Source organism: Paraburkholderia sp. BL10I2N1 (assembly GCF_004361815.1).
GTDB lineage: Bacteria > Pseudomonadota > Gammaproteobacteria > Burkholderiales > Burkholderiaceae > Paraburkholderia.
In genome coordinates, this window is the sequence record NZ_SNWA01000002.1 from 1,388,873 (window position 1) to 1,402,020 (window position 13,148).

General features: G+C 57.0%; 10 protein-coding genes. 3 read left to right on the forward strand and 7 right to left on the reverse strand.

Features of this window, described 5'->3' with window-relative positions; genetic code table 11:
- Positions 1-684: 684 nt before the first annotated feature.
- The 6 genes from B0G77_RS28335 to fdhA all read right to left on the reverse strand — a co-directional run bounded on the left by B0G77_RS28335 (position 685) and on the right by fdhA (position 7,715).
- Positions 685-1,956, reverse strand: a complete 1,272-nt coding sequence (locus B0G77_RS28335; protein ID WP_166656291.1) for an MFS transporter — start codon at positions 1,954-1,956, stop codon at positions 685-687.
- A 95-nt stretch (positions 1,957-2,051) separates the two neighbouring features.
- Positions 2,052-3,386 (reverse strand): FAD-binding oxidoreductase, encoded by a 1,335-nt coding sequence (locus B0G77_RS28340; RefSeq protein ID WP_133665252.1) that lies wholly within the window; start codon positions 3,384-3,386, stop codon positions 2,052-2,054.
- 504 nt (positions 3,387-3,890) lie between these two features.
- Positions 3,891-4,274 (reverse strand): RidA family protein, encoded by a 384-nt coding sequence (locus B0G77_RS28350; RefSeq protein WP_133666908.1) that lies wholly within the window; start codon positions 4,272-4,274, stop codon positions 3,891-3,893.
- Positions 4,275-4,329: 55 nt separating this feature from the next.
- Positions 4,330-5,538 (reverse strand): amino acid aminotransferase, encoded by a 1,209-nt coding sequence (locus B0G77_RS28355; protein ID WP_133666909.1) that lies wholly within the window; start codon positions 5,536-5,538, stop codon positions 4,330-4,332.
- A 52-nt stretch (positions 5,539-5,590) separates the two neighbouring features.
- Entirely contained in the window at positions 5,591-6,460 is an 870-nt protein-coding gene (gene kynA / locus B0G77_RS28360) for a tryptophan 2,3-dioxygenase (protein WP_133665254.1), read from the reverse strand.
- Positions 6,461-6,512: 52 nt separating this feature from the next.
- Positions 6,513-7,715, reverse strand: coding sequence for a formaldehyde dehydrogenase, glutathione-independent (gene fdhA / locus B0G77_RS28365; RefSeq protein ID WP_133665255.1), 1,203 nt, complete (start codon positions 7,713-7,715; stop codon positions 6,513-6,515).
- A gap of 425 nt (positions 7,716-8,140) precedes the next feature.
- Between fdhA and B0G77_RS28370 the strand changes: the two genes are divergently transcribed.
- Entirely contained in the window at positions 8,141-9,346 is a 1,206-nt protein-coding gene (locus tag B0G77_RS28370; protein ID WP_208116515.1) for an aromatic ring-hydroxylating dioxygenase subunit alpha, read from the forward strand.
- Complete coding sequence (locus B0G77_RS28375; RefSeq protein ID WP_133665257.1) at positions 9,343-10,374, forward strand: iron-sulfur cluster-binding domain-containing protein; 1,032 nt, start codon at positions 9,343-9,345, stop codon at positions 10,372-10,374. The genes B0G77_RS28370 and B0G77_RS28375 overlap by 4 nt, the downstream gene beginning before the upstream one ends.
- 13 nt (positions 10,375-10,387) lie before the next feature.
- Here the strand turns inward: B0G77_RS28375 and B0G77_RS28380 are convergent, their stop codons facing one another.
- Positions 10,388-11,299 carry a LysR substrate-binding domain-containing protein gene (locus B0G77_RS28380; protein ID WP_133665258.1) on the reverse strand — a complete coding sequence of 304 codons (912 nt, stop codon included), beginning with the start codon at positions 11,297-11,299 and terminating at the stop codon, positions 10,388-10,390.
- 950 nt (positions 11,300-12,249) lie between these two features.
- Here B0G77_RS28380 and B0G77_RS28385 point away from each other — a divergent pair.
- Positions 12,250-13,146 (forward strand): LysR family transcriptional regulator, encoded by an 897-nt coding sequence (locus B0G77_RS28385; RefSeq protein ID WP_133665259.1) that lies wholly within the window; start codon positions 12,250-12,252, stop codon positions 13,144-13,146.
- Positions 13,147-13,148: the final 2 nt, after the last annotated feature.

A 13,148-nucleotide genomic window follows, 5' to 3' on the forward strand; every position in this document is an offset into this window, starting at 1 on the left:
TGATCCTCAGCGTTAGTTGTCTTCCGCAGATCTGATTTCATGACGACATAAAGACCGAGACAAACCACTATTTCTGGTTTGTTGCATGACATTTGGAATGCAAACAACGTCGCGGGCGCACAGCCCTTTTGTGTCAAGGCAAACGCCTGAGTGGGCAATCGATGGCGTTACTGTTAAGGTTGGCCAATCAAGGGTAAGCACCTAAATGGCGACGTTGCTTTTGGCCGCAATTTTTCAATTGCGCGCTCGCGTCGTTCGAAGTGTCGGCGCTGTAGATGGGGGCTCTGGAGTCGAGGAAGAACTCCGTCTGTTTCAGGGGGAGTGAGCCAGTGTCGCCGGAGGACTGTCGGTCAGCAGTGCCTGGAACGGCTCTGCTCGCGAAAATGATGCCCCAGCACAGGGTGCGTTGAATACCCTCAGCATCGCTCTTATGCATTAACGCACGAGTGCGAGCTGAAGAGATCGACGAAGAGTAGCCTTCCGATCGGATCGGATCGTCTTGCACAGGGTCCCGCGGTGCCGGGGCCAAACGGAACTCACAAATGTCAAAATGCGAGAGGGAAATGCGAAAAGACTTGCCTGAAGGTGTACAAGGATACGCGGATAATGTCGCCCGATCGGTTACGTACGGGAGAATACGATCCGCGCACCGATCACGATCGAAGTGCGTTGGTCAGGCGCATTTCAAGAACCATGAGCAGACGCTTCGACCAACGGCGTCGAAAACCTATCGGACACCTCGGCACGCATGTAGCGTGCGGCAAGATAAAAATGCCACGCAGCCCATAGTCCGGTCAGGGACACCAGCACGAGCACGTAGCGGAGCGACTCGGCGGGATTTCTCATATGTGCCGCGATGGTATCCGACAAAAACCCGACCGCCTGCGGCGCAATCACGAGATTCGCAACGTTCGTAACGAACACGATGATACCGACCACCTGTCCTCGCATGGCCGCAGGCGTGAGATTCTGAGCCATGGAAGCAGACGGGCCGATATACACGTAGATGGTGGGTATAAACACCCAAAGCATGATGTGGGTCAAACGAAGTGAGGGCGACGCGTAAGCAACGAATGAAGGTATCGTGGCCAGTGCAGTGACCAATGCCACGAGCTTCGCCTGGGAAAAGCCCGACGCCGCCCGAGGCCGGCTCAGCACCAACGCGGTACAAAGCATGGCGAGCCCCCCTCCGATACCGTGGATCGCACCAAGTATTCCCCCAGCATCGCCGACGCTCAGATGAAAACTTCGAGCCAGAAACGACGGAGTCCACCAGACCAGACCCCATCCCCAGAACGTAAGAACCGTTGCCCCTGTGATTACGTGAAACAGCGCTTTACAGTCGCGGATGTGGCGCAATGTTTCCTTGAGACCCGCACGGCTAGCTTCGCTTTCAGGCTTATCGAACACTCCCCGACGCGGCTCTTTAAAACCAAGCATCAATATGACCGCCAGCGGAACGCCGAGACACCCGAATACAAGCAGGACTGTGCGCCAGCCGTGCTGGTCAGCAATCCATCCCCCGCCCGCCGACCCCATTAGCGCACCGACGGCAGCGCCGACGGAAAACAGGCTCATCGCTGTGCCACGCATCGACGGAGCAAATTTGTCCGCCAATAATGAAACGGCGGACGGCATACAACCCGCTTCGCCAATCCCAACGCCAAGCCGGGACAAAAAGAACGTGAGCGCACTGCCGCTCGCTCCGGACAAGACCGTGAAGCCAGACCAGACCGCTAATGCGACGCTAATCATGCGCTTGCGATTGACACGGTCCGCGAGCAAACCTAACGGCAGGCTGAGCGTCACGTAGAACAACGCAATCGCGGTGCCGGTCATGAAACCGACCTCGCTATCGCTGAGGCTGAACTCGTGTTTGATGGGCTCGATCAACGTCGAGACGACATAGCGGTCCGCGATGTTGACCGTGTAGACCAGCGTGAGAAGAAAGAGCACCCACCACTTCGTGGCACCACTTTCGCACCTGGTCCCTGCTGTTTGATACTGCGTCTCACTCTTCATGTCTATTTTGTGTCTCACTCTCGTGTCTGCTACTTCTCTGAGCGGCCCTTCCACTTCTGGGCGGCGAGATAGGTTCTCACACCGACGTCCAGGAATGGACGTCGCGGCAGAAGGTCTGGCGAACCCAGTACCATCATGTCACTGATCAGTGGATGTCCTGTATCGCAGGCCAGCTCGGCAATAAGCGCTCCAGCGGTTGTTTGCTTTGCGATACCGACTCCATTGCAATTGACCGCAGCATAGATATTTTTCGACAGTTGCCCCCAGCCAGGCGCGCCATTTTGGCTCAAAGACAAATATCCTGCCCAAAAATGCTCGAGTGCGACCTGCTCGAGCATCGGAAAGCGCGCTTTGAATAGCACCTGGTGAGTCCGCTTCATGCGCTCACGCAGCGACGCCGGGCAACGTAGCGTCGGCGCAAACTGGAACCCGTACCGGAACAGGATGCGAAAGTCCTTCGTGTAACGTAGGGTCGCCCCCGCGATGCCATGGGCCGGCGTAATGCCCCAGTCGGTCGTACCGCCAAGCTGCGCTCGCTCTTCATGCGTCAAGGGCCGTGAAAGACTCGCAAACAGCACAAAGGGAAGCAGTTGCCTTTCGAAATATTTGAAGCGATTGATGAACGCATTGTTGGTCAGCACCGCATTTCGTGCGGAGAACCGCACACCGCCGGGCAATGTCGCCACGACGATCGGCCCCGGTTCGAGATCAAGTACCGGAGAGTTCTCGAATAGCTGCACGTTCGGTGGAAGCGAGTCCGCCAGGCCCCGCGACAAGGCAGCAGGATTCAGGAGCCTGGTGCCTGGCGTGTAAATCGCAGAATCGTAGTATCGCGTGCCTAAGCGCTCGTGGAGAGCCTCGCCGCGCATGAATTCGTATGGCTCCCCCAGTGCGTCGAGCTCCGCAGCCGTTGCGCCGAGAAGCGTGCGAGAGATTTCAGGCGAGACGGCACAGTCATAGCGCCCTCTCTTGCTCCACTGGCAATCTATCTCGTTCGCACGGACCAACTCATCGAGGGACTCGATCCCATAGCGACTCAGTCGCATGTATCGATGACCTTTGTCGGTGTTGTCGGGGTCGTGATCATTGTTGTGCGGAAGGTCAATGGCGAAACCGGCGTTCCGGCCATGCGCGCCTTCCCCGACCTGCTGGGCATCGACGAGAGCGATGGAGTGAGACGGGTTCAGAGCCGCAAGCCGTCTGGCCGCCGACAACCCGGCATATCCTGCGCCGATGACCAACCAGTCAAAGCTGGCTGACTTTCGCGCGGGTTGACGAGGCACACGCGTGGGCAGGATCGCTGACCAGCCGTTCGTATTGTCGTCCGCGGGTAGCAATTTGTTCGATGATACTGAAGCGTTCATGCTGCAATCCGTTTGGTGGGTCCCGTGCCTGCGTCAGGCCGCCGTTACAACAAAAAAGAACTCCGCGTCGCCGCCAGAATAGGTGACGGCTGAGCCTCTGCTAAGCGAGATCACATCGCCCGCTCGAGCATCAAGCTGTCTGCCGTCGCACCTGACACTGAATGTCCCTTTGAGGACATGAATCACCTCGTCGAAGTCCAGCGTCTTCGGCGGTGTCTGGCCGCCCTTTAACCGACCAAAGCCAGACGCGAGCGAGTTTCCGGCTGAACGCACAGCCCAGGCGATGCCCCCGCCGTTATCTTCAGCGCCGCCCCTTAGCTCCCACGCAGCGTCACCGGCGCGAGTCAGCACAGTAGTTCCCGAGTCATTCATAAGCAAGTCACGGATATAGCCATTGGAAACACATTCTAGAAAGACCCTACCGCGTCCCGAAAGCGGAAATATCACATGCAATGCATGCGAAAACGTGTGGATCGATTTAAGTTGACAAGGGCTGTCCCACGCTCAAACGTGCGAACCGAGCGCCACGTATGCAACGATCTCGATCAGCATGTCGGCGTGAACAAAATCCTTCACTACGACACTCGACCGATTCGGATAAGGCATTTGAAAGAAATCCCGGTAAACACGGTCGATAGCGGGCATGTGGCTGGTATCCTTCATATAAATCAACACTTGCGCGACATCGGACATGACGCCTCGCGCAGCGGTCACGGCCTGCTGTAGATTTGCGAAAGTCAATCTGGCCTGCGCTTCGATATCGCCGCCGCAAATCTTCCCTTCCGTTGTGACTGGTCCGTGGGCAGTAAAAAGCAGTCTGCCCGCTTTAGTGGCCCAAGAAAATGGTTGATTCAACGGAGGAAGGCCTGTGTCAATAGTTTCGCGGATCATAAGAAGAAGAGTCGATGAAGGAGCCAGACTCGTTTGGCTCCCTAAAGTCAGGTCAATGGCCAGCCCGTCGCTTGATAGCGTCGGCAATTGCTTCCCCGACGTAGCCAACGTTGTTATCGTTCAACCCCGCGACACAAATCCGCCCAGATTGAACAAGGTAGATCGACTTGCGCTCGCGTAAAGCGTCGACCTCCGCCGCGCTCAACCCGGTGTAGCTGAACATGCCGCGCTGATCTGTCAGATAGCTCGCATCGACATCCGGCACGAGCGTTTCGAGCGTCGAACGCAGTTTGTGTCGCATCTCCTTCATGCGTTGGCGCATCTTTCCGAGTTCCTGATGCCAGTGCCGCGTCGTCTCCGGATCGCTCAGAACGGTGCTGACCAGTTGAGCGCCAAAGGCCGGAGGACTGGAATAGACCTGCCTGACCGTCGCTTTGAGTTGGCCAAGCACCCGCGATGCGGTCTCCGCATCCGAACATACGATCGAGAGAGCACCCGCGCGCTCGCCATAGAGCGAGAAGTTCTTCGAGAACGAATTGGTCACGATGAACTGCAGACCAGCCTCGACCATTTTGCGGATCGGAACAGCATCCTCGTCGAGCCCATCTCCAAAGCCCTGGTATGCCATATCCACGAATGGCAAGAGCTGACGGCGTTTCAAAAGGTCGATGACGTTTGCGAACTGTTCCGCTGACAGGTCCGCGCCGGTCGGGTTCTGACATGACGGTTGCAGCAGCACGATGCTGCGTTCGGGCAACGTATTCAGCACCGAAATCATCGCGTCGAAATCGATGCGGTTTTTCCCGCTATCGAAGTACGGATAGGCATTCACCTTCAAATGTGCCGACTCGAGCAGTACGCGGTGGTTATCCCACGTGGGGTCGCTAATCCATATGCTGCTGTCCGGCAAATAGGCTTTGATGAATCGTGCCGCAATGTGAATCGATCCGGAGCCGCCAATCGAATGAACGGTAGCAATGCGTCCGGATTTCACAGCCTCGGAATCTTCCCCGAAGACGAGTCGCTGGACGGTCGCCCGGTATGTCGCATCACCTTCCATTGGCAGATAGGTGTGGGGCTTGGACGCCCGCTGAATCATCGCGGTTGCTTGCCTGACGGATTCGAGGACAGGAATCTTCCCCGCCTCGTCATAGTAGAGACCGATACCGAGGTTGGTCTTTTCAGGCCGTTTGTCGGCTAAATACGCTTCCATCAGCGAGAGAATCGGGTCGCCAGGGTACGCTTCTACGTGCTTGAACATTGCAGTAATCCAGTGAATTTTTTTGGCGGATCTTGGAACCGGTAAGGGAAAATCAGAGATTGGTCCGGGCCTGCCATAGCTCCGGGAACAGCACCACATCCAGCATCTTCCTCAGGTATCCGACGCCTTCGGTGCCACCCGTGCCACGTTTGAATCCGATGACACGTTCGACCGTCGTCAGATGGCGGAACCGCCATTGCCGGAACGAGTCTTCAATGTCCACGAGTTTTTCGGCTAACTGATAGAGATCCCAGTACTCTTTCGGATTGCGATACACCCGCAGCCATGCTTCGGCCACCGACGCGTTGTAACGTGTTGGTTGAGTCCAGTCCGCATTGAGCCGGTCGTGTTCAACGAACAGGCCGGCGTGCGCGAGCAACCTGATGCTCTCGTCGTACAGGGACGGGAGTTCCAGCGCCTCCTGGAGCCGCTGGATGTTTTCAGGCAGGTGCTCACGAGGACGCAGCATCGTTGGGTTCTTGTTGCCCAGCAGGAACTCGATCTCCCTGTACTGATGGGACTGGAAACCCGACGACAAGCCAAGGTAAGGCCTCATCGCCCTATATTCGGGAGGGGTCATCGTCGCGAGAACGCTCCAGGCCTGCACGAGCTGGTCCATGATCCGGGAGACACGCGCGAGCATCTTGAAGACCGGCTGAAGCTCGCCACCCCGAATACCCGCTCTGGAGGCGCGCAATTCGTGCAACATGAGCTTCATCCAAAGCTCGGATGTCTGATGCTGAACGATAAATAGCATCTCGTTGTGATCGGGAGAAAGCGGATGCGGTGCGTCAAGGACTTCATCGAGGTGAAGGTAATCGCCGTAGCTCATCGAACTGGCGAAGTCTAGTTGTGCGTTGTGCCAGCCTCCATCGACAGCAGATTCCTTTTTGGCTTCATTTCCTGAGAAAGGGCAACTCATTTGTGTGCTTCGTCAAATGTCTAAATTAAAAAGGCCAGCATTTCTTTGGACGTTACGCCGCAGCCTTGAAACTGCCGTGCGGATCAATAACAAATTTCTTCGGCACGCCCGAGTCGAATTCGGCGTACCCATCCGGTGCGCGGTCGAGATCGATGACCGTGACATTGACCACGTCCGCAATGTTCAGACGGTCCCAGAGGATTGCTTGCATCAAGCTTCGGTTGTACTTCATGACAGGGGTCTGCCCAGTGAAGAACGCATGCGACTTCGCCCACCCTAGCCCGAATCGCACCGAGAGGCTGCCCTTCTGCGCCGCTGCATCGCTCGCGCCCGGATCATCTGTCACGTAGAGGCCCGGAATGCCGATCTTTCCAGCAACTCGAGTGACTTCCATCAACGAGTTCAGCACGGTCGCGGGAGCCTCGACCTGTGACCCGGAGTGGCCATGTCCGCGCGCTTCGAAGCCAACGCAATCGATGGCGCTATCGACTTCCGGCTCGCCAAGCAGATTGGCGATCTGGTCTGCGAGCGGAGCATCCTCGGAAAGATCGACCGTCTCGAATCCGACGCGCCTGGCATGCTCCAGCCGTTTGGGATTCACGTCCCCGACGATGGTCACCGCTGCGCCAAGGAGCCTTGCCGAGGCCGCCGCGGCCAGCCCGACGGGACCCGCGCCCGCGACGTATACCGTGGCACCCGGTGCAACACCGGCCGTTACAGCCCCGTGATATCCAGTCGGCAGGATGTCGGACAGGCAGGTGAGATCGCGAATCTTCGCCATTGCCCGATCACGGTCGGGGAACTTGAGGAGGTTGAAGTCGGCGTAGGGCACCATCACAAATTCGGCCTGTCCGCCGATCCAGCCGCCCATATCGACATAGCCGTACGCACCTCCGGCGCGCGCGGGATTCACGGTCAGACACACCCCGGTATTCTGTGCCTTGCACATCGGACAGCGTCCACACGCCACGTTGAACGGCACAGAAACAAGATCGCCCTTCTTCAACGTCACGACGTCGGAACCAACTTCGATCACTTCACCCGTGATCTCGTGTCCCAACACGAGCCCCGCCGGCGCGGTAGTTCTACCTCGCACCATGTGCTGGTCGGAGCCACAAATGTTCGTGGCAACGACCCGAAGGATGACCCCATGGCTGGCTTTACGACCGGCCGGGTCGGAAAGCTCGGGGAACGCAATATTGCGCACCTCGACCTTTCCGGGTTCCACATAGACCACTCCACGATTTCCTGACATGACGTCTCCGAGTTTGTTTTCGCGGGGAATCGGGTGCAGTTGCTGTTACGACTGCCCGGACTCACAGCTGTTGCCAAAGCCGCCCGTTCTGAGCGATGTCCGGCAATCATCTGAGCTGGAGACTTCACCGTCAAAGCAGTATTTCTGGTTTATCGCATGCAGATTTGCATGCATAGGCCCGCAGCCCGGTGCGGGTTGGTCTGCGCGGCAGCAGGCCCGTTGCTGTACCCTGCAATCGATCAAAACGCGAGTGGCATCGATGCGTGGCCATCAAAAATTCATGCAAACCATCAGTTTTCATGGCTTGCAAGCGTTTCATCCGGCGGGTCAAATCGGCAGGCGAACATGACTTGTGATGCATTTCAATCTAACCGAACACCATCATGCTGCCGAACAGTCAACTTATCTCTCTTATTGAATCCCGCGTGAACGGGCGGTCGTTGCCGCAGCCGTTCTACACCGACGAAGGCGTGTTCGAGTGCGACCTCGAACTGATCTGGGAACGTCAATGGATACTCGCCGGCGTTGCAGCCCAGATTCCAAAACCAGGCAACTGGTTCACGCTCGAGGTGGGATCGAGTTCTATCGTCGTAATCCGGGATCGCAGTAAAGCGATCCGGGCGTTCTACAACACTTGCCGCCATCGCGGCTCCAGAATCTGCGCGGGCGACAAGGGATCGTCGGGTACGCTCGTATGCCCGTATCATCAATGGACCTATGGCCTGGACGGCAAACTGCTGTTCACCAAGGAGATGGGTGAAGAATTCGATGCGTCGCAATACTCGCTCAAGCCTGTGCATTGCGAATCGGTCGAAGGCTACATCTTTATCTCGCTTGCAGCGACACCGGCACCGTTCGATGAATTTCGCAAGCAGGTCTCGCCATACATCAAGCCTCATGGCCTAGGCGACGCAAAAATCGCGTTCGAGTCGACTATTATCGAAAAGGGCAACTGGAAGCTCGTTCTCGAGAACAATCGCGAGTGCTATCACTGCACAGCAAGCCACCCCGAGCTTCTGCGCACGATCTCCGAGTTCGATGGGCCGACCGATCCAAGATTCGGCGGCGAATACGCAGCAAAATGCGAGAAAGACGAGGCGCGCTGGACTGCGTCCGGACTGCCTTTCAAGCCAATCGAAACAGACGAGGGGTATCGGATGGTACGCGTTGCAATGGAACGCGGACTTTCCTTTACGATGTCCGGTGAACTCGCCTGCAAGAAGCTGCTGGGTACCAACGAGGACGAGGACGTCGGCTCGTTGCGTTTGCTTCGCTTCCCCAATACGTGGAACCACGTTCTTTCCGATCATGCCATTGCGTTCAGGCTGCTTCCGCTCAGCGCGACGGAAACGCAGGTGACGACATGGTGGCTGGTCAATGGGGATGCCGTGGAAGGCGAAGACTATGACATCGACAACCTGACCTCGGTCTGGAACGCCACGAACGCTCAGGACCAGCGACTCGTCGAAGCGAATCAGCAAGGCATCAACTCGAAGGGCTATCAGCCTGGTCCCTACTCCCCGCTCGTCGAGCGTGGCGTGACGGAGTTCATCGACTGGTATCTGAACACACTGAAGACCGAGTTGAAGGGTGCGCCGAAGACAATTCCGTTGGAGTGCATTTCAGAATGACGGCGACCGCTTTCACTGAGGCCATTTGCCTCGGCGTCACACGAGAGAACTGGAACGTAAAGACGTTCCGGTTTTCGCTTGCTCAACCTCAGGAGTCTTTCAGATTCAAGGCTGGGCAGTATGTGACGCTAAGCGTGGACACCGGGAACGAAACACTTTTCCGGTGTTACACCATTTCTTCGGCACCGGACAGTCAAGGCAACACCACGTTCGACATCACGGTCAAACGCTCGCCGACCGGCGCCATCTCGACATGGCTTCATGACAGATTGACAGTCGGTAAAAGCTTGCATGTTTCCCGACCCGCCGGCGACTTCATCTTGCCCGGCAACCATAGGGAGCCGCTGCTTTTTGTAGCCGGAGGCGTAGGCATAACGCCGCTCATTTCGATGGCGCGAGCCATCTATGCCGAAGGAAAAAACGCCGACATCCAGTTTCTGCAGTTCGCCAGGACGTCTGCCGATATCCTCTTCCACGAGGAAATGCAGCGGATAGCTCGCTCGTCCTGTGGCATCAGCGCGCACTTCTACACTTCGGAGGAAGCGAACAGGGAATTTTCCTCCGGACTTCTTTCCAACGAAGTCCTTGACCAGGCAGTTCCGGACTGGACCTCCAGACAAGTGCTGTGTTGCGGACCAGACGCGTTCATGTCGATCATGCGCAGCCTGTTTCTTGAGAACGGCGGCAGTGCGTCCCGCTTCCATCAGGAGAGGTTCCAACTGCCTGAGCAAGCCCCCGTGCACGTGCCGGATTCCGTTGGTATATCGCGAATCCGACTATCGCGGTCGCTCGTCGAATTCGACTGCACGCCCGGTACAACGATTCTGGATGCGCTCCACGCGCTGCCGAATGGCCCCAAAATTCCCAATGCGTGTCGCTCCGGCTTGTGCGGAACTTGCAAGCTTCGCAAACTGGATGGGCAAGTCGAGATGAACCACAACGGCGGAATCACGGACGAAGAGATCGACGAAGGCTACGTCCTTCCTTGCTGCTCTGTACCGCTATCGGACGTCACCATCGAGTACTAGGCGATAAAGGCGGCTATGCCCAGACACTCTGATTTGCGAAATCAATCAGCCAATCGAGAAAGACCTTGGCGGGCGAACTGAGCTCTTCATTGTCCGCGTAGACAATGTATTCGCACAGCCCGGTTTTGATCGATACAGCGAGCGGCCGGACGAGGAGTGCCTCCCTGTCTTCCTGCGGAACACCATAGGCCCAAGCGAGCGCGACTCCTTTCCCGCTGCAGGCCGCGCGATAAACGAGATCATAATTGGAAAGCGTCAGGATCTTTCTCACGGCACCAGGCTGAAAGCCCGCGCTTTCAAGCCACGCGTCCCAGGAATTGGATTCCGCACTGTCGGAGTCGTACTCGATGAGTTCGCACTCCATCAAGTCCTGCACCTTTTCTATTTTGTGGTTGCTCTGATAAGACGGAGAGCAAACCGGAAAAATCTCCTCTTCGAAAAGCTTCACCTTCGTCAGATTTGGCCAATGCCCATCGCCATACCTGATGGCAAGGTCGATGGGTTCGTGCCACGGGTCAACCGGCGTATTACTCGCCAGCACCCGAATATCAATGTTCGGGTATTGGCTTCGGAATTCGAAGATTGCGGGCATCAACCAGAAGTTGGCCATCGCATTGCTTGCCGCAATGGTGACGGTACTGGTGTCGAGCGCTTCGATCATCGTCACGGCTCGGCGAATCGTATTCAAGCTCTGCGCAATAGCCTGCTGAAAGATAAGCCCAGCGCGCGGCAACTGGATCTCCTTGTGCCGTCGAGTGAACAGCGGCACACCCATGCGCTCTTCGAGCACCTGAATCTGCCTGCTTACGGCCCCCTGTGAAAGGTGAAGCTCTTCAGCCGCCTTGGTGAAGCTCATCAGTCTCGCCGATGCCTCGAAAGCAGAAATCGTGTTCAGCGGCGGCAGCCGCTTACGTGGGGTGGGCAACTTGGCAGTCTCCGGATGCTTGCGTCAAAACTCCAGGCCCAACGGCCTCAGCGGGGCACTGTACTGCATTCAAAATCGGTGGACTAGGGAATTAAGACAGCGCCCGGTCAGGACATACCCTAGGAACGGCTGAACCGCCGGATATCTACCGTCCGGCAGTTCAACAGAGAATCAAAAAGTGAATGACTGGTCACTTCTTGCATCAGTAATCGCATGCAGGAGCCTTTTGGGTAATCGTCCTTTTCGTGCAAAATCTGGCGCTTTGGTCCGAAAACCCGTGATTATTCAACGATTTGCCAGATCGAGCTTGATGTGACAGACACTCAGCCGGAAAACCTTGCTGGACAAGGCTCTGCGAGCGGCGACCGCCAGATTTTGCACGAAAAGGACGATTACCCCGACTTCGAGCCGCGAGCCCCCTATTCGGAACGTTGCTTAATAGATTGTCCTCGAGCCAGGCAGATCCTCATCCGCGTTGCCAAGGAAACTTGGTGACCTGCGACGCCTGCGCCACGGGCAGCAATCAAATGGCTACTGATATCGCTTCAGTTCGTAACTGACTGCACGAAACGAGCGAGCTCACGTCTTTACCGTTGCTGCAGTATGTCAGCGTCTGGTCGCGGTATGCGAGAAGCGTCGAGAGTTAATGGTGCGGCCTCTTACTGTTCAAGGCTACAGCGTTGTATGGTGTCGTGTTGCGGAATATCGCCCGATCGGCGATGTTACCGGTTCTGCTGTATTTCACGAGTCTATGCGATGCCAGACTCGGGAGCACAAAAGCCAAGCGCTAATACCCAACATAGCCCGCCAGAATCCACGCGCGCGGGTCCCTGGCCGCCACTTGAGCTTCGTCTCGCAAACTGCTTAAGCTAGACTTAACGACGATTAGGTCTTCGGGCCTCAATATGCATCGGGTCTGACGTTCATCCCATTCCTGCGTTAAAACTGCAATGACAACGGTTATTCCCGACTTGCGCCTGCTCCGCGTGTTCATGAGCGTCGTACAGCAGCAAGGGTTCGCCCGCGCGCAGCACGAGCTGAACATGTCGACCTCAGCGATCAGCACGTACATGAGTCAACTTGAAGCCCAGCTCGGCGTGGTGCTCTGTCATCGTGGACGCGGCGGCTTCAGTCTCACGCCCAAGGGCGCCGAGTTTCACGTCGAAGCGCAACGGCTGCTCGGCGAAGTCGATGGCTTCGAGCGCTTCGCCGCCGACCTGAAAGGCGACCTGCGCGGTAATCTCAAGATTGGCATGCTCGACGGCATCGTGACCGACACGAACCTTCCGCTCGATGCGACCATCGCGGCCTTCTCAGCTGCGCGCCCCGCCGTTCATCTTCATCTGCTGCTGGGTGGATCGAACGAGCTTCAGGTGCACGTGCTCAACAACCGGCTCGATGCAGCTATCAGCACCGTGCAGCTCAAGATGAACGGCCTGAAGTACAACCCGATCTATCGCGAGCGTCACAACCTGTACTGCGCGGACAAGCATCCGCTCTTTCATGTCCGCCGCGTGAGCGAGAGCGATCTGGAGAATCATCGCTTTGTGGGCCGCGCTTCGTGGAATCGGGCGATCCACATGCGGCACGGCATGCGCGACACGCAAGCGACGGCGAACAGCGTCGAAGGCCAGTTGATCCTGATTCTGTCGGGCGCGTATATCGGCTTCCTGCCCGTGCATTTCGCGCAGCGATGGGTGGACGACGGCCGTTTGCGCGCGCTCGCGCCCGGCACGATGCGCTTCGATCTGTCGTTCGCATTCATCGAACGTCAGAGCCGCTCGAACGAACCGCTGACGAAGGAGTTTCTCGAACTGCTTCGACAGCGGATCGGCTCAGAGGCTTGAAC

Coding starts and splice junctions, on each gene's coding strand:
- B0G77_RS28340 (WP_133665252.1), bottom strand. CDS start 3,386: ATGAACGCTTCAGTATCATCGAACAAATTGCTACCCGCGGACGACAAT.
- B0G77_RS28355 (WP_133666909.1), bottom strand. CDS start 5,538: ATGTTCAAGCACGTAGAAGCGTACCCTGGCGACCCGATTCTCTCGCTG.
- kynA (WP_133665254.1), bottom strand. CDS start 6,460: ATGAGTTGCCCTTTCTCAGGAAATGAAGCCAAAAAGGAATCTGCTGTC.
- fdhA (WP_133665255.1), bottom strand. CDS start 7,715: ATGTCAGGAAATCGTGGAGTGGTCTATGTGGAACCCGGAAAGGTCGAG.
- B0G77_RS28375 (WP_133665257.1), top strand. CDS start 9,343: ATGACGGCGACCGCTTTCACTGAGGCCATTTGCCTCGGCGTCACACGA.
- B0G77_RS28385 (WP_133665259.1), top strand. CDS start 12,250: ATGACAACGGTTATTCCCGACTTGCGCCTGCTCCGCGTGTTCATGAGC.